The following is a 19,441-nucleotide window of genomic DNA, read 5'->3' as shown; positions in this document are numbered from 1 at the left end:
CGGTCGACCAAGACGACCACACGTCTGTCTCAGGAGGAATCGTGTCTCCACGCGTCCATCAGCTCGCCACCTCGGTCGTCGTGATCGGGACCGGAGGTTCAGGACTTCGCGCCGCCATCGAGCTCGCGGAGTCGGGGGTCGCCGTGCTCGCGGTGGGCAAACGGCCGGCGTCCGACGCCCATACGTCGCTCGCGGCAGGCGGCATCAATGCCGCACTGGCGACGACGGACCCCGCTGACACCTGGGAGCAGCACGCGGCGGACACGCTCCAGGAGAGCTACCTGCTGGCCGACCCCCGGACGGTTCAGGTCGTGGCCCAGAGCGCGCCGCGGGGCATCGACGACCTGGAGCGGTACGGCATGCGCTTCGACCGGCAGCCCGACGGACGGATCGCGCAGCGGTACTTCGGCGCGCACACCTACCGGCGCACCGCCTTCGTGGGCGACTACACGGGACTGGAGGTCCAGCGGACCCTCGTCCACCGCGCGTCCCAGTTGGACATCCCGGTGCTGTCGACCGTCTACATCACGCAGCTGCTGGTGAACGACGGGGTCGTCTTCGGCGCGTACGGCTTCGACCTCACCGACGGATCGCGATACCTGATCCACGCCGATGCCGTGATCCTCGCCGCGGGCGGGCATACCCGCATCTGGCGGCGCACGTCGTCCCGCCGCGACGAGAACACCGGCGATGCGTTCCGCCTCGCTGCCGACGCGGGGGCCAGGCTGCGCGACGCCGAGCTGGTGCAGTTCCACCCGTCGGGGCTGGTCGAGCCGGAGAACGCCGCGGGAACGCTCGTCAGCGAGGCCGCACGTGGCGAGGGCGGAGTCCTGCTCAACAACCTCGGCGAACGATTCATGGCCCGGTACGACCCCGAGCGCATGGAGCTGTCGACACGCGATCGGGTCGCGCTCGCGTCGTACACGGAGATCAAGGAGGGTCGGGGAAGCCGTTCCGGCGGCGTCTGGCTGGACCTCTCCCACCTGCCGCGCGAGACGATCCTCACGCGGCTGCCGCGCGTCTACCAGACGCTGCTGGAGCTGCAGATGCTGGACGTCACGCGCGACCCGATCGAGGTCGCCCCGACGGCCCACTACTCGATGGGCGGCGTCTGGGTACGCCCGGAGGATCACAGCACCGACGTCGACGGGCTCTTCGCCATCGGGGAGGCCTCGAGCGGGCTGCACGGCGCGAACCGGCTCGGCGGGAACTCTCTCATCGAGCTCCTGGTCTACGGCCGGATCACCGGTCGCTCGGCCGCCGAGTACTCGGCGGGGCTCGCGACGCAGCGGCGGTCGCTCGGGGCGATCCGGGATGCCGACTCGTCGATCGACATGCTGCTCGACGCCGACGGCGACCAGAACGTCCGGGCGATGCAGCGCAGCGTCCGAGACCTGATGACGGAGCACGCGGGAGTCGTCCGCGACGAGGTCGGCCTGCGCGCCGGGCTCGCTGCCCTGGACGAGGTCGAGGACCGGATGTCGCATGCCGGCGTGCACATCGACATCGCCGGATACCAGGACCTCGCGCACGCCTTCGACCTTCGCTCTGCCGTCCTCTCGGCCCGGGCCACGCTGGAGTCCGCGCTGGAGCGGCGGGAGTCGCGCGGTTGTCACAACCGGTCCGACTATCCCGACCTCGATCCGGAGCTGCAGGTCAACCTGGTGTGGTCCCCCGCCCACGGCGTGCAGCGGGAGGCCATCTCGCCGATCCCGACCGACATCGCCGAACGGATGCACGACGTCTCGGCCGACGGGAAGCTCGTCGAGTAGAGGCCTCCCGGGATCCGCCCGAGAGGGCTCCCGCCGACGGCGCGTGTCACGCAGGTGCTGGACGCCCGGTCGATCAGTGCGACGACATCCGCCGTCCCGCGAGGGCCATCGCCCAGCGGTTCCGCCCTCCGAACGGGAGACTTCTCATGACCGTGACAACTCGCTCCGCACTTCGCAGGGCGCGGCGCAGGGCACGCCGCCGAGCCGGCCTCGCGATGCTGGTCAGTCTGTTCACCATCGGCTCGGTGGCCGCGCTCCCCGGGGCTGCGGACGCCCACACCAGCGAGCGCCACGGCTCGAAGCCCACGATCGTCCTGGTCCACGGTGCGTGGGCCGATGCGTCGAGCTGGACCGGCGTCGTCCGACAGCTGCAGGCCGACGGATACCGCGTGATCGCGCCGGCGAACCCGCTGCGGTCCCTCGAGTCGGACTCCGACTACCTCGAGACGCTCCTCGCCACCATCGACGGGCCGATCGTCCTCGTCGGGCACTCCTACGGGGCCGCTGTCATCACCAACGCCGCCGCCGGGGACCCGGCCGTCCAGGCCCTGGTGTTCGTCAACGGCTCGGTGCCCGCCGAGGGCGAGACGGTCGCGGAGCTCGCGGGTCCCGACTCGGCGCTGTCGGTGTCCGACCCGACGACGATCTTCGACTTTGTCCCCGCCGCGCTACCGCCGACGCCCGAGACCGACGTGTACCTGAAGTCCACGACGTTCCTGCGGTCCTTCGCCACCGGCCTGAGCCGTGACCGTGCGCTCGCACTGTGGGCGACACAGCGGCCCGTCACGTTCGGAGCGCTGAACGAGCCCTCCGGAAAGCCCGCGTGGGAGTCGATCCCGAGCTGGTACCTGATCGGCACCGAGGACCGGGTGATCCCGTCGAGCGCGCAGGAGGACATGGCCGACAAGGCCGGATCGACCGTCGTCCGGTACCACGCCGGCCACCTCGGCCCCATCACTCACCCCACCCAGGTCACCCGGACCATCACCGCGGCAGTGCGCGCCACCCGCTGACCGCAGCTCTCCCGAAAGGAAAGACCATGAGCAACCACTACCTCGAGCCCGAGGCGCAGACGATCGCCGACGCGACCGCGAAGCCGCCGTTCTTCTACGAGATGACGCCCGACGACGCGAGGAAGGTCCTGGACGACCTCCAGGCCCTCCCGACCTCCAAGCCCGACGTCGAGGAGGAGTGGATCGTCGTCCCGGCGCACGTCGGCGAGGTGCACGTGCGCGTCGTCAAGCCGACCGGGACCGCCGCCCCTCTGCCCGCCATCCTCTACATGCACGGCGGCGGCTGGGTCCTCGGCAACGCCGGGACCCACGACCGGCTGGTGCGGGATCTCGCCACCGGCGCCAACGCCGCCGTCGCCTTCGTGGAGTACGACCGGTCGCCAGAGGCGCAGTACCCGGTCGCGATCGAGCAGGGGTACGCGGCCGCGCAGTGGATCATGGCCCACGGAGCCGACCTGGGCATCGACCCCGAGCGGATCGCCGTCGCCGGCGACTCCGTGGGCGGCAACATGGCCGCGGCGCTGACGATCATGGCCAAGCAGCGTGGCGACGTGACCTTCGTGCACCAGTCGCTCTACTACCCGGTGACGGACGCCGCGCAGGACTCGGCCAGCTACGTGGAGTTCGCCGAGGGGCCGTTCCTGCTCGCGAAGTCCATGGCGTGGTTCTGGGACGCGTACCTGCCGGACCTGTCCAAGCGTGCCGAGATCACCGCGTCGCCCCTGCGCGCCACGCTCGCGGACCTGGCTGGACTGCCCGAGGCGTTCGTGGTGGTCGACGAGAACGACGTCCTGCGCGACGAGGGTGAGGCCTACGCGCGCAAGCTCATCGAGGCCGGTGTCCGGACCACGACCGTCCGGTACAACGCGACCATCCACGACTTCATGATGCTCAACCCGCTGCGTCCGTCGGCCGCCTCGAGCGGCGCGATCGCGCAGGCCGTCGGCATCCTCCGCACCGTGCTCCACGGACGCTGACCTCTTCACGACAGGAGAACCCTCATGAGTACCCAAGTCCCGACCGTCGTGCTCGTGCACGGCGCGTTCGCCGAGTCCGCCAGCTGGGACGGCGTCATCGACCGGCTCCACGAGCTCGACATCGACACAATCGCGATCGCCAACCCTCTGCGCAGCGTCACCAGCGACGCGGCCTACCTGCGCGACGTGATCTCCGGCCTCGGCAAGCCCGTACTGCTCGTCGGCCACTCGTACGGCGGAATCGTGATCACCGAGGCAGCCGCCGACAACCCGGCGGTCGTCGGGCTCGTCTATGTCTCGGCGTTCGCCCCGGACCATGGGGAAAGCGCGCTCGAGCTCTCGACCCACGTCCCCGGGAGCACCCTGGGCGACGCCCTCACGGCCTACCCGGTGTCCACGGGGGGCAACGAGTTCACGATCCGCCTCGACGCGTTCCACGACCAGTTCGCAGCCGACGTCCCCGCAGTCGTCGCCCAGAACATGGGCCGCACCCAGCGCCCCGTGACCGAGGTGGCGCTCAGCGAGGGGCTGCCCACCAGCTCGCCCGCCTGGCAGACCCTGCCGTCGTGGTTCGTCTTCGGCGACCAGGACCGCAACATCCCGGCGGCAGAGCTGCGTCTCGAGGCCCAGCGTGCGCGTGCTCGAAGCGTCAACGAGGTGTCCGGCGCCTCGCACGCGATCGCCGTCTCGCGCCCCTACGAGGTCACGGGCACCATCCTCGAGGCGCTCAGGGAGTTCAGGACCGCCGGCGCCGCGCACGACGCCGCCTGAGGCGCCGCACCCCGGCGCCTCGTGGAACCCCAGGTGGGTGGCCGCCACGGCGGCCACCCACCTTCGCCGTCAACGGCATCACGTTGTCCCTTGCCGACGCCGATAGACACTCGGGGACATCCCGAGGACCCGCTTGAACGCCACGCTCAAGGCGCTTTCCGTGCCGTAGCCCACCGAGTGGGCGACACTGGCGACCGTCATCTGCCCGTCGTGCAGCTGACGAGCCGCGAGCTCGATACGCCAACGGGTGAGGTAGTCCAGGGGCCCGATCCCCACGAGGGTCTTGAACCGCGAGGCCAGGGTGGAGCGAGAGACCGACGCCCGCGCCGCCAGCTCCGCCACGGTCCACGGGTGCGCCGGGTCCCCGTGCATCTGCGCGAGCGCAGCGGCCACGACGGGATCTCTGAGACCCGCCATCCAGCCCGACGCGGGGCGAGGGTCCCGCGCGATGTGCAGGCGCAGGACATGGACGAGCATGACCGTGGCGAGATGCTCGGCGACCACGCTCGAGGCCATCGGCCTGTGCGTGAGCTCGTCCTCGATCTCGGACAACGCCCACGCCACCGTCTCCGCATGTCGACTGCCCGCCGGGATGTGAACCACTGGCGGCAGCCGGCCGATCAGGAGCTCCCGAGCGCGCGCTCCGAAGGAGAACTCGCCACCCACGAGCAGTACCCCATCGCCGTAGCCCACCCGGGCGACACCGTGTTCCGCCCGCGCGAACACCGGCCCCGCGTCGACAGGAACGGCGGCCGGGTCGCTTCGCAGCACGAAGGGGGCAGGGCGCGTGAGCAGGTAGCAATCCCCCTGCGACAGCTCGATCACCCCCTCGACCCCGTCAACCTCGAGCACGCACGAGCCACGACGTACGGCGTTGAACTTCACTCCCTCCGGCGGCTCGAACCGCAGCGCCCACGTTCCCCCGGCGGCAAGGCGGGCGGAGAGATGGCTGCGCGGCGAGAGCAGGGTCAGAACGTCTTCGAGCGGATCCATCGGCATCCCGATCAGGCTGGACGATCACGAACGTTTGCTAGACCTTCGAATATAGATCGTCCAACACTTGCGGCCTAGCCTGAATCCAGGCCCCCACCTATCCCAGGAGAGCAGACACGTGACAACCGACGATCTCCGTCGAGTGACGACCCCGTTCACCCCCAAGGCCAGCGCCCGCGACGTCGTCGACGGCATCGACCTCACTGGCCGACGCGCCGTGGTCACCGGAGGCAGCACAGGCCTCGGCGCCGAGACGGTACGCGCCCTACATTCCGCCGGCGCGGAGGTCACGATCGCCACCCGGCGCCCGCGGTCGGCGGATGCGCTCCTCCAGGAGCTGAGCTCCGAGCACCAAGCCGCGCGGGTGCGCGTCGAGGCACTTGACCTGTCCGACCTCGCCTCGGTCCGGTCCTTCGTCCGGGCGTGGAGCGGACCGCTGGACATCCTCGTGGCGAACGCCGGCATCCTCGCACTACCCGAACGCACGCTCTCGCCGGCCGGCTGGGAGCTCCAGCTCGCGACGAACTACCTCGGCCACTTCGCTTTGGCGGTCGGTCTTCACGGAGCGCTGCGGGAGGCCGGGTCCTCGCGCGTCGTCGTCGTCAGCTCCGGCGCGCACCGAGACTCGCCCTTCGACTTCGAGGACCCGCAATACGAGCGACGGCAGTACGACCCATGGGGCGCCTACGGGCAGTCCAAGTCGGCGGACGTCCTGTTCACCGTGGGGGCGCGCCGCTGGATGCGGGACGGCATCACCGCCAACTCCGCCAACCCGGGATATATCCTCACCCGCCTGCAGCGGCACGTGGACGACGACACGATGCGCGCGTTCGGCGTCATGGACAGCGAAGGCAAGCTGACGCCTCTGCCGTACTACAAGACGCCCGAGCAGGGTGCCGCCACGTCCGTGCTGCTGGCCACGTCGCCTCTCCTCAAGGATGTGACCGGCTGCTACTTCGAGGACAACCAGGAGGCGCGCACGGTACGGGCCGACGACGAAGAGCCCGGTGGCGTCGCGGAGCACGCGCTGGATCCGGGGTCCGCCGACAGACTGTGGGACTACGGCATGCGCGCTATCGGCGACATCTGAGACTTACCCGTGCGCAGGCCTCAGGACGAGGCGAACTCCAGCCGCTTGCCCGGTCTCCAGGCGTGCGTGTGCCTCACCGGCCCGATCGAGGGGAAGTTCCTCGATCGGGCCGGGTTCCAACGTTCCCTCGCCCGCGAGCTCGTTGATCAGTTCCGCAGCAGCGGCAAGCTCCGTCGTCGACGCGTTGCTGATGGCGTACCCGACGATGCGACCGTCCCGGGTGTAGAGAGACCCGACCGGAAGACCGGGATGTTCGGACAGGCCGGCCATGACAACGACGCGTCCCCTCTGTGCCAGAAGTTCGACCGCGAGCTCGAGATCATGGTGGCCGGACGTGTCCAGGTGCACGTCGACGCCATCAGGTGCCGCATCGCGCAGCAGGTAGCCCAACCGCGGATCGCGATAGTCGAAGGCCTCGCGCGCGCCGAGCCGCCGGCACGCGTCGAGGTCCGTCGCGCTGGCCGTCGCGACGACGCTCGCTCCGACGCGGGTCGCGAAGACCGTCGCCGCCCGTCCCACGTGGCCCGCCGCTCCGGCGACCAGGACCGTCTCGCCGGCCCGGGCGCGGCCGTGCACCACGATCCCCAGGTATGCGGTCGCGGCCGGGTGGACGACAGCGACCAGCTCAACAGGGTCTGCGCCGGGCGGCGCGTGGTACAGCCTGTCCGCGGCGACGACGGCGAACTGGGCGGCCGCGCCCTGGCGTCCACCGTGTCCCAGGCTGTTCGTCCAGACGAGGTCGCCTGACCTGAAGCCGGTGATGCCCGATCCGCACGCCACGACCGTGCCCACGAGGTCCCGTCCGACGACGAACGGGAACGGCATCGCCGTCTGATAGGCACCGGACCGCACGAAGGTGTCGACGGCGTTCACAGCCACCGCCTCGACCTGCACGAGCACGTCGGTCGGGCCGCAGCGGGGCACGGGGACCTGGCCGTACTGGATGCTGCTCGCCGGGCCACGACTCTCGACGTAGGCCGCATTCATCGTGTCGAGCCCCACCATGTCGGTCTCCTCGGGTCCGTCCGTCACACTGGCACGACATCTTCCGCACGGTGGCGAACGAGGTTCGTCCGGTGCCCGGGCGGGCACGCCCAGGCACCGGACAGCTCGCCGCCCCGAGAGGGGAAGACTCAGGACGACGAGCGTTCGGTCAGCGGCCGGAGCCGGCGAGCCACTCCTCGTAGCTCGTCGTGCCCAGGACCGCGTCGGGGCCGGGGACGAGGTCGTCGTCCTTCAGCACGGTCCCGAAGTACTTCGCGCTCGGGTCGGCGACGATCTCCCGCTCGTCCCCCGTGCGAGCCAGCGCCGCCGCGATGAACTCCGACATGCGGACCTTCTCGGGGCCGCCCGTCTCCGCGATGCCGTTCACCGGCTCGCCGGCCGCTGCCCGCCCGACCGCCGTGGCGACGTCGTCGGAGGCCATCGGCTGGTAGTAGGCGGTCGACAGGTGCGCCTTACCGTCGATCATGGAGGAGTTGGCGATGGCGGTGGAGAACTCGAAGAACTGGGTAGCGCGGACGATCGTGTAGGGGATGCCCGACTCCACGATCAGCTTCTCCTGCGCGACCTTGGCACGCAGATACCCGCTGTCCGGCAGCCGGTCGTCGCCGACGATCGACAGGGCGACGTAGTGCTTGACCCCCGCCTCCCTCGCCGCGGCGATCAGGTTGTTGGTCGACGTCACGAAGAAGTTCATGACGTCGTCGTCCGCGAACGACGGGGAGTTGGACACGTCGATCAGGACCTCTGCTCCGGCGACCGCCTCCGTCACCCCCTCGTTGGTGATCGTGTTGCAGCCGGTCTGCGGGGCGGCGGGGCTCGCGTCGTGCCCGTGGGCGTTGAGCTTCTCGACGACCTTGGAACCTATCAGTCCGGTCCCACCGATGACGACAACCTTCATGGGAAACACCTCTCTGGAATCTGGGGGATGAGGGGCTGCGCCGTGGTTCTCGCAGCCCCTCATCCCCACTGACCGAGCGGCATCACCTGGTGTGACAGCGGCGGGTGACGAGCGGGTCCAGTCGCTCTCTGCTTCCGGCCTGGCCCATAGCGGAGCCCCGGTGAAACCCGGTGAGTCCCGTCCTTACCTGCGACTCGACCCTCCGCGTGTCCCCACGTTCGACCGTGGAGGGCTGTCGCCTGTGACCGCCCGCCAGTGCTGCCACCAGAGATCCTCGGGCTGCTGCAGATCCGAGCGTTTGCGAATGGGCGAGAGAGCGCTCACGACGAGGCCGCTACTCAGGGGTTCCGCCGTCTCCGGCCAGCCGACCGGTGTCACAGGCTGTTCCAAAGAGTCCCCACTTCAAGTCCGCGACTCACGCACACGCCCGTAACCGACAAAGCCCGAAACCCCGCGGTTCTCAAGGTGTCATCACTGCCAGACCTGGCGCCATCGCCATCGATCTGCAGGGCTCTAGTGTCCAAACGCTCCGTCGAAATGGCGCGCAGCAACGACCAGAAACGACAAATGCCCAGGTGAGAAACAGCTCTCACCTGGGCTTTTGTCGGGCTGACAGGATTTGAACCTGCGACCCCTTGACCCCCAGTCAAGTGCGCTACCAAGCTGCGCCACAGCCCGATCGGGTCCGCTCCGCCCGTCTTCTCCGTAGAGACACGTACGTCGAGGCCCGATGGCGGCCCCGGAGGGCCGACGGAAATACTACCCCAGGTCGGGCGCTGCTCCTGCATCGCCCCGCACCTCCGCCAGCACGCGCGCCGTCGCCAGTGCGGCGGCGGCAGCCTCGTAGCCCGAGTCCTCCGCGGATCCGTCCAGGCCCGCCCTGTCGAGGGCCTGCTGCTCGTCGTCGCAGGTGAGCACTCCGAACCCCACGGGCACCGAGTGGTCGAGCGCCACGCGGTTCAACCCGGCGGTCGCGGCCTCGCACACGTACTCGAAGTGCGGCGTGCCTCCCCGGATCACGACGCCCAGGGCCACGACGGCGTCGTAGCCGGCGACCGCGAGCGCCTGCGCCGCGACGGGCAGCTCGAAGGAGCCGGGCACCCGCACCACCCGGGGCGCGACGACTCGATGTTCCGCGCACGCTCGCAGGGCGCCGCCGAGCAGCCCGTCCATGACCGCGTCGTGCCAGCTTGCCGCCACGACGGCCACGCGCAGGTCCGAGCAGTCGACGGGCGCGACGGTGGGTGCTCCCGCCCCGCTCACCGGGCTGCTCCGGTCGTCAGGGCCGCGCCGGTGGGCTCCTCGGGGTGCGTCATGGTGTCTCCGTCCGTCTCGTCCGTCACGTGCACTACGTCCTTGCTGGTGCCGCGCGGGGACCCGCCCAGGTGCGGCAGGTCGTGCCCCAGCCGGTCGCGCTTGGTGCGCAGGTACCCGTCGGCGTGGGGACCGGCGGCCACGGCGTGCGCGAGCCGCTCGACGACGTCCACTCCCCCGCCGGCGAGGCCGGCCGCCTTGGCGGGGTTGTTGGTCAGCAGCCGCACCCCCGTGACGCCGAGGTCGCGCAGGATGTGCGCCGCGACGGTGTAGTCCCGCGCGTCGGCGGGCAGGCCCTGGCTGAGGTTGGCGTCCACGGTGTCGAGGCCGGCGTCCTGCAGCGCGTACGCGGCGAGCTTGGCTGCGAGGCCGATGCCCCGGCCTTCGTGCCCGCGCAGGTAGACGACGACGCCGCGACCCTCCGCCACGATCCGTCGCAGCGCCTCGTCGAGCTGGGGCCCGCAGTCGCACCGCTCGCTGCCGAACGTGTCCCCGGTGAGGCACTCGGAGTGCACCCGGGCGAGCACGCCGGCGTCGGGGTCCGTCCTGAGCGCGCCGAGCAGGCCCGCCACGAGGGCCACGTGCTCGTGGCCGGTCAGGGTGTCGCGGTAGGCGACGGCGGTGAGCTCGCCGTGCCGGGTGGGCAGGGTCGTCACGGCGACACGCTCGGCGAGCAGCTCGGTGGCGCGCCGGTACGCGACCAGGTCCGCCACGCTCACGAGCGTCAGCCCGTGCTCGGCGGCGAACTCCTGCAGCGCGGGGAGCCGCATCATCGTGCCGTCGTCGTGCACCAGCTCGGCGAGCACGCCCGCCTCACCGCGACCGGCCAGTCGTGCCAGGTCGACGGCGGACTCCGTGTGCCCACGCCGTTCGAGCACCCCACCGCGGCGTGCCCGCAGGGGTAGCACGTGGCCGGGCCGCGTGAGGTCTGCTGGGGACGCGGACGGGTCCGCGAGCACCCGGGCGGTGCGGGCACGGTCGGCCGCGGAGATCCCCGTGGTCACTCCCTCGGCGGCGTCCACGGTGACGGTGTAGGCGGTACGGAAGGCGTCCTGGTTGCGCGCGACCATCAGCGGCAGCCCGAGCCGGTCCAGCCCGTCACCGGAGACGGCCACGCACGCCAGCCCGCTCGTGTACCGCACCAGGAGCCCCATGAGCTCCGGCGTGGCCGCCGACGCGGCAAAGATCAGGTCGCCCTCGTTCTCGCGGTCCGCGTCGTCCACGACGACGACGGCCTTGCCCGCCGCGACGTCCTCGACCGCTCGCGCGACGCGCTGCAGCACCGCGTCCTCGTCCGCGGCCGCGTCCCGGCCCGCCGTCGTGCCGTCGATCTCTCGGAACCCGCTCATCGCCCTGCCCCCGCCGCTGCCGTCGCCGGCACCAGGCCCTGCGCCAGGTGCCGTTCCACATACTTGCTCAGCACGTCCACCTCGAGGTTGACCCTCTCGCCCACCTCGCGCCGCCCGAGTGTCGTGCGCTCGAGCGTCTCGGGGACGAGGCTCACGGTGAACGACTCGTCTCCTGCGTGCACCACGGTGAGGCTCACGCCGTCGACCGCGACGGACCCCTGCCCCACGAGGTACCGCGCCAGCTCGCCGGGCAGCCCCACCTCCACCACCTCCCACCGCTTCCCGGGGGTGCGTGACACGACGGTGCCGACGCCGTCCACGTGGCCCTGCACGACGTGCCCGCCCAGGCGCCCGTCGGCCGCGAGCGCCCGCTCGAGGTTCACCCGGTCGCCGGGCCGTCGCGCACCGAGGCTGGTGCGCGCGAGCGTCTCGCCCATCAGGTCCGCGGTCCAGGTCCCGTCCTCGACGGCGGTCACGGTCAGGCAGCACCCGTCGACGGCGATCGAGTCGCCCGGCCTCGTGCCGTCGAGCACGGTCTCCGCGGCGACCCGCAGGCGCCCCCCGCCGTCGTGCCCGTCCGCCCCGGTGGTGAGGGCGACGACAGTGCCCAGCTCCTCCACGATCCCCGTGAACATGGCTCAGCTCTCCTTCCGCGGCCGCAAGGTCAGCCGCACGGTGGTGGTGTCGGTGGGGTCCTGCACGCCGCCTTGCTCCGCGACGGGCAGGACCGTGACGTCGAGCAGGTCGAGGCGCGCGGCGTCGGCGACGGTGCCGATCCCGAGGTCCCCCACGGCGGGGGTGCCGAGGCCGAGCAGCACCGGGGCGACGTAGGCGACCACCTCGTCGACGAGGCCGGCCCGCCAGAACGCCGCGGCGAGCGTCGGCCCGCCCTCGAGCAGCACGTGCCGGTGCTCGAGGTACCAGAGCGCCTCGAGGGCCGCGTGCGGGTCGTGGGTGCGCACGTGGTGCACCCGCTCCCCCTGCGCCGCGGCGCGCGCGAGGCGGGAGGCCGCGGGAAGGTCGCGCAGCCCCACCACCACCCGCTCGGGCGGCGGCCCGTCCAGGGGCACGTGGCGCACGGTGAGGTCGGGGTCGTCGACGGCGACCGTGCCCGTGCCGACCATGACCGCGTCGACGGCGGCACGCAGGCGGTGCGCGTCCGTGCGCGCCGAGCGGCCGGAGATCCAGCGCGAGGTGCCGTCCGCAGCGGCGGACCGGCCGTCGAGGGAGCCCGCCAGCTTCCACGTCACGACGGGACGGCCGAGCCCGACGGCACGGGTCCAGGTGGGGTTGAGCGAGCGCGCCTCGGCGGCGAGCATCCCGCCGACGACGTCCACGCCGGCCGCGCGCAGGCGCGCCGACCCGCCCGCCGCGCTGGGGTTCGGGTCCTGCTGGCCGTACACGACGCGGGTCACGCCCGCGTCGAGGAGCGCCTCGACGCAGGGGCCGGTGCGACCGTGGTGGTTGCACGGCTCGAGGGTGACGACCGCGGTCGCGCCGCGCGCCGCCCCGGCCCCGTGGGCCGCCACGGCGCGCTGGAGGGCGTCGACCTCGGCGTGCGTCGTGCCGGCGCCGCGATGGTGCCCCTCGGCCAGCACCGCGCCGTCAGGGGCGAGCAGGACGCAGCCCACACGCGGGTTGGGGCCACCGCCCGGCCAGAGCGCAGCGAGCTCCAGCGCCCGCCGCATCGCCTCGTGCTCGGTCATGACCTGCCCCTCCTCCGGTCGCGCACCGCGAGGGCGGACGGGAAGGCAGGGGTCGGACGGGGTCGCACCGCGCGGCCGGACGCCGGAGACGGGTGCACCACGGGTGCGCCCGAGGTTCGGCGGTCGGACCGACGGCGCGAGCCGTCGCGTGCACTTCCCATCCGGACTTTGACCGTCGGTCCAGGAGTTCCACCTGGTCAACCGGCCACAGGATGTGACCGGGTCGCGGACTGTCACCGCCGGTTCGGAGTTTCACCGACCCCAGAGCACGCGAGCTTCTCGCTCGTCATCGCTGACCGTGCCATGCCGCGGGTCCCGGTGGCAAGGCGCCGTTCGACAGGCGGACTCCGCCCGGTATCCGGGCGGGGTCCGTCAGCGGGGCACGCGATGGAGGTGGAGTCGGTCAGCGGCGGCGCTTCTCGCGCACGCGCACGCTGATCTCGATCGGTGTGCCCTCGAAACCGAACGTCTCGCGCAGGCGGCGCTCGATGAACCGCCGGTACCCCGCCTCGATGAATCCCGTGGCGAAGATCACGAACCGCGGCGGGCGCGTGGACGCCTGCGTGCCGAACAGGATGCGCGGCTGCTTGCCCCCGCGCAGCGGGTGCGGGTGCGCGGCCACGAGCTCGCCCAGGAACGCGTTGAGCCGCCCCGTGGGGATGCGCTTGTCCCACGACTCCAGAGACCGCTCGAGCGCGGGCACGAGCCGCTCCGTGTGCCACCCGGTGCGGGCCGAGACGTTGACCCGCGGCGCCCACTGCACCTGCACGAGGTCGCGCTCGATCTCCCGCTCGAGGAACGGGCGGCGGTCCTCGTCCATGAGGTCCCACTTGTTGTACGCGATGACGAGGGCGCGGCCGGCGTCCACCACCTGCGAGACGACCCGCGTGTCCTGCTCCGTCATCGGCTCCGACGCGTCCACGAGGACGACCGCGACCTCCGCCTTCTCGATCGCGGCCTGCGTGCGCAGGGAGGCGTAGAAGTCGGCGCCGCGCGTCTGGTGCACCCGGCGGCGGATGCCGGCGGTGTCGACCAGCCAGTACGGCACGCCCTTGATCTCGACGAGCTCGTCGACCGGGTCGCGCGTGGTGCCGGCGGTCTCGTCGACCACGACGCGCTCCGAGCCCGCGATCTTGTTCAGCAGCGACGACTTGCCCACGTTCGGGCGGCCGATGAGCGCCACGCGGCGCGGGCCGTCGGGACGCAGCTCGCCGTGCGCGGACTCCTCGGGGAGCACCGCCATCGTGGCGTCCAGCAGGTCGCCGGTGCCACGCCCGTGCAGGGCGGAGACGGGGTGCGGCTCGCCGAGGCCGAGGGCCCACAGGTACGCCGCGTCCGCCTCGCCGGAGGGCCCGTCCACCTTGTTGGCGCACAGCACCACCGGCTTGCCGGAACGGCGCAGCAGCTCCACGACACGCTCGTCCGACGACGTCGCACCCACGGTCGCGTCCACCACGAACAGCACCGCGTCGGCCAGCGCGATGGCGACCTCGGCCTGCTCGGCCACCTTGGACTCGATGCCGGCGACGTCGACCTCCCAGCCGCCGGTGTCCACGAGCGTGAACTCACGGCCCGCCCACTCGGCCGGGTAGCTGACGCGGTCGCGCGTCACGCCGGGCGTGTCCTCGACGACCGCCTCGCGGCGGCCCAGGATCCGGTTGACCAGCGTGGACTTGCCCACGTTCGGACGCCCCACGACGGCGAGCACGGGCAGCGGTGCCGCGCCCGGCTCCAGGCCCTCGTCGTCCCACTCGGCCTCGAGCAGCGCGCGGTCCGCCTCGTCGAGCTCGAAGTCCTCCAGCCCGGCGCGCAGCGCGCGCTCGCGGGCCTCGTCGTCGGGCTCGGACAGGGCGTCGGCCACGGCGTCGACGCTCGGCTCGTCGACGCTCGGCTCGTCGACGCTCGGCTCGTCGACGCTCGGCTCGTCGACGCTCGGCTCGTCGATGCGGTCGTCAGCGGGCTCGGCAGCAGGCACGGAGCCGTCGGCGGGAGGGGTCATGCGCACCATTCTCCCAGGCCTGCGGCCTCGGCACGAACGAGACCCCCGTCACGCCCCCCCATCGGCGTCAGGCGCCGGCCGTCTGCCCCACCACCGCCAGCACGGCGTCGACCGTCTGCTCGAAGTCGAGGTCCGAGGAGTCGACCGTCACGACGCCGTCCGCCGCCACCTGGAACTGGCTCACGGTCGCGTCGTCCCGGTCGCGGCGCAGCACCTGGTCGCGCGTCGCCTCCACGGCGGAGTCGTCGGCAGCACCGTGCACCTCCAGGGAGCGACGGCGCAGGCGGGCCGCCTCGCTCGCGGTGAGCAGCACGCGCGTGTCCGCGTCCGGGGCGACCACCGTCGTGATGTCGCGACCCTCGGCCACGATCCCGCGCCCGTCGGAGAACCCGCCGGCCGCGGCCTCCGCCTCGATGATCGCCCGCTGGCGGCGGCGCAGCTCGGCGCGCACGTCGAGGTTCGTCGCCACGGCGGACACCGCCGTCGACACCTCGGTGGTGCGGATGGCCTCGGCCACGTCGCGGCCGTCGAGGTGCACCGTCGGCGCCGCCGGGTCGAGCCCCATGTCCAGCGGCATCACGCGCACCGCGTGGGCGACGGCGGGGCCGTCCGCCAGGTCGGTCCCCCGCCCGACGCACCAGAGCGTCGCCGCCCGGTACATGGCGCCGGTGTCGAGGTAGGCCAGCCGCAGCCGTGCGGCGACGGCCTTCGAGACACTGGACTTGCCCGACCCCGAGGGTCCGTCGACGGCGATGACGACCACGTGACTGCTCACCTTCTGTTGTGCCTTGCTCTGCGTGCTGAGGATCGTGCGGACGTGCGGGGCGACGACGGCCGCGACCTCACATGTCGACGGCGCGCATGAGCGTGCCGAGCTCGGTACGTCCGAGCACCCGTGTCCGCCCCGCCTTGAGGTCGCCGAGCGGGATCGGGCCCATGCGGGTGCGCACCAGGCGGATGACCGGGAAGCCCACCTCGGCCAGCATGCGTCGCACGATGCGGTTACGGCCCTCGTGCAGCACGACCTCGAGCATCGTCACGCCCGGCACGGAGTCGACCACGCGGACCTTGTCCATGCGCGCCACGCCGTCGTCGAGCTCCACGCCGCTCTGCAGCTCCTTGGCGTGCCGGGGGTAGAACTCGCCGCCCTCGACCGTCACGAGGTACGTCTTCGGGATCTCGTACTTCGGGTGGGCGAGCCGGTTGGCCAGCTCGCCGTCGTTCGTCAGCAGGAGCAGGCCCTCGCTGTCGGTGTCGAGCCGCCCGACGTGGAACAGCCGCTCGGACCGGTCCTTGACCAGGTCGGCGATCGTCGGCCGTCCGTCGGGGTCGCTCATCGTCGACACGACGCCCAGGGGCTTGTTGAGCACCAGGGTGATCTTCGAGGCGTCGAGCTGCACCCGCAGGCCGTCCACGTGGATCGCCGCGGTGGCGGGGTCGACCCGCACGCCCAGCTCGGTGACCAGGACGCCGTCCACCTCGACGTGCCCCTCGGCGATGAGCTCCTCGCACTTGCGTCGCGAGCCCACGCCCGCCTGCGCGAGGACCTTCTGCAGGCGCACGCCGTCGGCGACGTGCACGTCCAGGTGGTCGTCCTTTCCGCTGCCGGCCCGCGGAGGCCTGGCCGGACGCGCTGGGCGTGCAGGTCGCTGGGCGCCGCCCCGGGCGCTGCCGCCCCGCGGCGCACCGCCCTGACGTCGGTTCCCGCTCGACGACGAACCTGCGGGACGTGGGGTGCGGCGGCTCCCGCCGCGGCCTTCGGTGCTCATGGTCGCCAATTCTCTCAGGTCGCGGCCACGCGCGCGCCGCCACCGCACGCCATGTACCTCACACCTGCCCGGTCACGCCTCGGGCTCGTCCACCCCCGGCAGCACGACCCGCCTCGACGTGGGGTCCAGACCGACCGCCTCGTCGACGCCAGGCAGGTGCGGCGCGAGGGGCGGCAGCTCGTCGAGGGACGACCAGCCCATGCGGTCCAGGAAGTCGCCCGTCGTGCCGAACAGCGCCGCGCCGCTGAGCGGGTCCTGCCCCGTCTCGGCGATGAGGCCTCGCGCCAGGAGCGTGCGCACGACGCCGTCCACGTTCACACCCCGCACCGCCGAGACCTGTCCGCGGGTCACCGGCTGGCGGTAGGCGACGACGGCGAGCGTCTCCAGCGCCGCCTGGCTCAGCCGGGCGGACTGCCCTTCCAGCACGAACCCGCCGACCACGTCCGCGTGCGCACGGGCGGAGTAGACCCGCCAGCCCTCCGCACCCTCGCGCAGCTCGAACCCGCGCGGTCGGCCGCCCCGCTCGCCGCGGTACTCCGCGGCCAGGTCTCGCAGCGCCGCGGAGACCTCGGCCACCGTCCGGGACGTCCCCGCGGCCAACCGTTCCACCGCGACCGGTACGTCCGTGACCATGAGCACCGCCTCCAGCGCCGCAGGGAGCCCGCCGGGCAGGTCGTCGACGTCGACGACGTCGACGGCGTCCGCGGCCGGCTCGCCGGGATGCACGGCGTCTTCCTCGAGCGATCCCGGTTCCTCGGTCCTCGTACTCATGCCACCACCTCCGTCGCGCCGTCGGGTGCGTCGCCCGGTGCGCCGTCGAACTCCTCGAAGCCCGCGGCGAACGCCGCATCCTCGTCGGACAGGTCGTCCGTCGCCGTCCACCGCACCGTGAGCTCCCCCAGGGCCGCCGCCTGCTCGAACGCGACCTGGCCCGAGCGGAACAGCTCCAGCAGCGCGAGGAAGCGGGCCACCGCGACCAGACGTTCCTCCCCCGCCACGAGGGCCCGGAACGTCACCACGTGGTCGCGCCGCAGCCGGCGCGCCACCACGGCGGCCTGCTCCCGCACGCTCACCGCCGGCGAGTGCAGGTGGTCGAGGCCGACCACCGGCGGGAGCCTCGGCTCCAGGGCACGCGCGGCGAGCGCGGCGAGACGGTCACCGTCCAGCGTCCACACCAGCTCGGGCAGCAGCGCGGCCAGCTCGGGGTCGAGCGGCACCGAGCGCGGCACCCTGCGACCCTCGGTCGCCAGCCGTTCCGCGAGCACCGCGGAGACTTCCTTGTACGCGCGGTACTGGAGCAGACGCGCGAACAGCAGGTCGCGCGCCTCCAGCAGCTCCAGGTCCTCGCCGTCCTCCTCCACCAGGCCCGGCAGCAGCCGGGCGGCCTTGAGGTCGAGCAGCGTCGCGGCCACGACGAGGAACTCGCTCGCCACCCCGAGGTCCCACGACGCCAGCACCTCGCCCCGCTCCGCCGCCGACCGGGCGGCGTCCTCCGCCGCGCGGATGTGGGCCACGAACTCGTCGGTGACCGCCGCCAGCGCCAGCTCCGTCACGTCCAGCTCGTGCTTCGCGATCAGCGACAGCAGCAGGTCGAACGGACCGCTGAAGTTCTCCAGGTGGACCTCGAAGCCCGACCCGGCATCCCGCTCAGCGGCCCGGGCCGAGGCCTCCACCCTGCGCTGCACCTTCGTCTCAGGACCGGACTCCTGCCGCCCGAGACCGCGGTTCCGCTCCGGCCGGATGCCTCGTTCCTCGGCCTCCACCCTGCGCTGCACCTTCGTCTCAGGCGGAGTCACCGCGGGCCACGAGCTCCCGCGCCAGCTGCCGGTACGCCGCGGCGCCGGCGTGGGCGGGGGCGTAGTTCGTGATCGGCTCCGCGGCGACGGACGCGTCGGGGAACTTCACCGTCCGCCCGATGACCGTGTGCAGCAACGTGTCGCCGAACGCCTCGTGCACCCGCGCCACGACCTCGCGGGAGTGCAGCGTGCGCGAGTCGTACATCGTGGGCAGGATGCCGTCGACCTCGAGCTCGGGGTTGAGCCGGTCGCGGACCTTCTCGATGGTCTCCACCAGCAGCGCGACGCCGCGCAGCGCGAAGAACTCGCACTCGAGCGGGATCAGCACCCCGTGCGCGGCGGTCAGCGCGTTGACGGTGAGCAGCCCCAGGGAAGGCTGGCAGTCGACGAGGATCACGTCGTAGTCGTCGAGCGCAGGCCGCAGGGCGCGCGCGAGCACCGATTCGCGCGCCACCTCGCCGACCAGCTGCACCTCGGCCGCGGACAGGTCGATGTTCGCGGGCAGCACGTCGAGGCCGTCGATCGCCGTGGACTGCAGGACGTCGTCCAGGGTGACGTCCCGCTCCATCAGCAGGTTGTAGACGCTCATGTCGAGGTCGTGCGGGTTCACCCCGACGCCGACGGACGCCGCCCCCTGCGGGTCGAAGTCCACCAGGAGCACCCGGCGCCCGTACTCCGCGAGCGCCGCACCCAGGTTGATCGTCGTCGTGGTCTTGCCGACGCCGCCCTTCTGGTTGCACATCGCCACGATGCGGGCGGGCCCGTGCGAGGCCAGGGGCGGGGGCTCCGGGAAGTCGGGCAGCGGCCGCCCCACGACGTCGGTGCGGGGCTGGTCAGGACCGTCCCCGGCGCCCGGACCGCCGAGGAGCGGAGCCGGGGCGCCCGTGCTCGGACGCGACCCCGAACCAGCAGTCGGTGAGGCGTCGCTCGTGGTCGTCTGCGTCATCATGTCGCTCCCGAGTCCCTCGCTCACCTGCGTCACGCTACCC

The 19,441-nt window shown here is 72.3% G+C and carries 18 protein-coding genes, 1 tRNA gene and 1 riboswitch; of the genes, 5 read left to right on the top strand and 14 right to left on the bottom strand.

All coding sequences use genetic code 11. The annotated features are described in order from the left end of the window. Window positions 1-41 precede the first annotated feature (41 nt). The 4 genes from LEP48_RS09585 to LEP48_RS09570 all read left to right on the top strand — a co-directional run bounded on the left by LEP48_RS09585 (window position 42) and on the right by LEP48_RS09570 (window position 4,533). Window positions 42-1,772: an L-aspartate oxidase gene (locus LEP48_RS09585; protein WP_225565353.1), complete on the top strand. Its 1,731-nt coding sequence runs from the start codon at window positions 42-44 to the stop codon at window positions 1,770-1,772. A 245-nt stretch (window positions 1,773-2,017) separates the two neighbouring features. Then, window positions 2,018-2,785, top strand: coding sequence for an alpha/beta fold hydrolase (locus LEP48_RS09580; RefSeq protein WP_225565352.1), 768 nt, complete (start codon window positions 2,018-2,020; stop codon window positions 2,783-2,785). 26 nt (window positions 2,786-2,811) lie between these two features. Further along, window positions 2,812-3,762, top strand: a complete 951-nt coding sequence (locus LEP48_RS09575; protein WP_225565351.1) for an alpha/beta hydrolase — start codon at window positions 2,812-2,814, stop codon at window positions 3,760-3,762. A 24-nt stretch (window positions 3,763-3,786) separates the two neighbouring features. Further along, complete coding sequence (locus LEP48_RS09570; RefSeq protein ID WP_225565350.1) at window positions 3,787-4,533, top strand: alpha/beta fold hydrolase; 747 nt, start codon at window positions 3,787-3,789, stop codon at window positions 4,531-4,533. Window positions 4,534-4,611: 78 nt separating this feature from the next. Here LEP48_RS09570 and LEP48_RS09565 read toward each other — a convergent pair whose 3' ends face one another. Then, on the bottom strand, window positions 4,612-5,526 hold the full coding sequence (locus tag LEP48_RS09565) for an AraC family transcriptional regulator (protein WP_225565349.1): 915 nt from the start codon (window positions 5,524-5,526) through the stop codon (window positions 4,612-4,614). A gap of 142 nt (window positions 5,527-5,668) precedes the next feature. On the opposite strand from LEP48_RS09565, the gene LEP48_RS09560 reads away from it, so the two are divergent. Next, on the top strand, window positions 5,669-6,616 hold the full coding sequence (locus tag LEP48_RS09560; RefSeq protein WP_225565348.1) for an SDR family NAD(P)-dependent oxidoreductase: 948 nt from the start codon (window positions 5,669-5,671) through the stop codon (window positions 6,614-6,616). A 3-nt stretch (window positions 6,617-6,619) separates the two neighbouring features. Here the strand turns inward: LEP48_RS09560 and LEP48_RS09555 are convergent, their stop codons facing one another. The 13 genes from LEP48_RS09555 to LEP48_RS09495 form a co-directional block, all read right to left on the bottom strand. Beyond that, on the bottom strand, window positions 6,620-7,621 hold the full coding sequence (locus LEP48_RS09555; RefSeq protein WP_225565347.1) for an NADPH:quinone reductase: 1,002 nt from the start codon (window positions 7,619-7,621) through the stop codon (window positions 6,620-6,622). Between the two features lie 148 nt (window positions 7,622-7,769). Continuing rightward, the gene (locus tag LEP48_RS09550; RefSeq protein WP_225565346.1) at window positions 7,770-8,519 is read right to left on the bottom strand and encodes an SDR family oxidoreductase; all 750 of its coding nucleotides are present in this window, start codon (window positions 8,517-8,519) and stop codon (window positions 7,770-7,772) included. Window positions 8,520-9,123: 604 nt separating this feature from the next. Next, a tRNA-Pro gene (locus LEP48_RS09545) sits at window positions 9,124-9,197 on the bottom strand. An 81-nt stretch (window positions 9,198-9,278) separates the two neighbouring features. After that, entirely contained in the window at window positions 9,279-9,782 is a 504-nt protein-coding gene (gene ribH / locus LEP48_RS09540; protein ID WP_225565345.1) for a 6,7-dimethyl-8-ribityllumazine synthase, read from the bottom strand. Beyond that, window positions 9,779-11,182: a bifunctional 3,4-dihydroxy-2-butanone-4-phosphate synthase/GTP cyclohydrolase II gene (locus LEP48_RS09535; protein WP_255641054.1), complete on the bottom strand. Its 1,404-nt coding sequence runs from the start codon at window positions 11,180-11,182 to the stop codon at window positions 9,779-9,781. The genes ribH and LEP48_RS09535 overlap by 4 nt, the downstream gene beginning before the upstream one ends. Further along, a complete protein-coding gene (locus LEP48_RS09530) occupies window positions 11,179-11,817 on the bottom strand; it encodes a riboflavin synthase (protein ID WP_225565344.1) in 639 nt (212 codons plus the stop codon). Before LEP48_RS09530 ends, LEP48_RS09535 begins: the two co-directional genes overlap by 4 nt. 3 nt (window positions 11,818-11,820) lie before the next feature. Continuing rightward, entirely contained in the window at window positions 11,821-12,888 is a 1,068-nt protein-coding gene (ribD, locus tag LEP48_RS09525) for a bifunctional diaminohydroxyphosphoribosylaminopyrimidine deaminase/5-amino-6-(5-phosphoribosylamino)uracil reductase RibD (protein WP_225565343.1), read from the bottom strand. Between the two features lie 144 nt (window positions 12,889-13,032). Next, a riboswitch (FMN riboswitch) is annotated at window positions 13,033-13,162 on the bottom strand. A gap of 129 nt (window positions 13,163-13,291) precedes the next feature. Continuing rightward, window positions 13,292-14,887, bottom strand: a complete 1,596-nt coding sequence (der, locus tag LEP48_RS09520) for a ribosome biogenesis GTPase Der (protein WP_225565342.1) — start codon at window positions 14,885-14,887, stop codon at window positions 13,292-13,294. A gap of 67 nt (window positions 14,888-14,954) precedes the next feature. Next, window positions 14,955-15,662, bottom strand: a complete 708-nt coding sequence (gene cmk, locus LEP48_RS09515) for a (d)CMP kinase (RefSeq protein ID WP_225565341.1) — start codon at window positions 15,660-15,662, stop codon at window positions 14,955-14,957. A 67-nt stretch (window positions 15,663-15,729) separates the two neighbouring features. Further along, window positions 15,730-16,467 (bottom strand): pseudouridine synthase, encoded by a 738-nt coding sequence (locus LEP48_RS09510; RefSeq protein ID WP_422723826.1) that lies wholly within the window; start codon window positions 16,465-16,467, stop codon window positions 15,730-15,732. Between the two features lie 261 nt (window positions 16,468-16,728). Next, window positions 16,729-17,427: an SMC-Scp complex subunit ScpB gene (scpB, locus tag LEP48_RS09505; RefSeq protein ID WP_225565339.1), complete on the bottom strand. Its 699-nt coding sequence runs from the start codon at window positions 17,425-17,427 to the stop codon at window positions 16,729-16,731. After that, window positions 17,424-18,341: a segregation and condensation protein A gene (locus LEP48_RS09500; protein WP_225565421.1), complete on the bottom strand. Its 918-nt coding sequence runs from the start codon at window positions 18,339-18,341 to the stop codon at window positions 17,424-17,426. The genes scpB and LEP48_RS09500 overlap by 4 nt, the downstream gene beginning before the upstream one ends. A gap of 97 nt (window positions 18,342-18,438) precedes the next feature. Further along, window positions 18,439-19,434 (bottom strand): ParA family protein, encoded by a 996-nt coding sequence (locus tag LEP48_RS09495; protein WP_422723825.1) that lies wholly within the window; start codon window positions 19,432-19,434, stop codon window positions 18,439-18,441. Between the last annotated feature and the right edge of the window lie 7 nt (window positions 19,435-19,441).

The organism is Isoptericola luteus, from assembly GCF_020297055.1.
Taxonomy (GTDB): Bacteria; Actinomycetota; Actinomycetes; order Actinomycetales; family Cellulomonadaceae; genus Isoptericola; species Isoptericola luteus.
The sequence above is the reverse complement of the archived record's forward strand: the minus strand, read 5'-3'. Positions and strand labels throughout refer to the sequence as shown.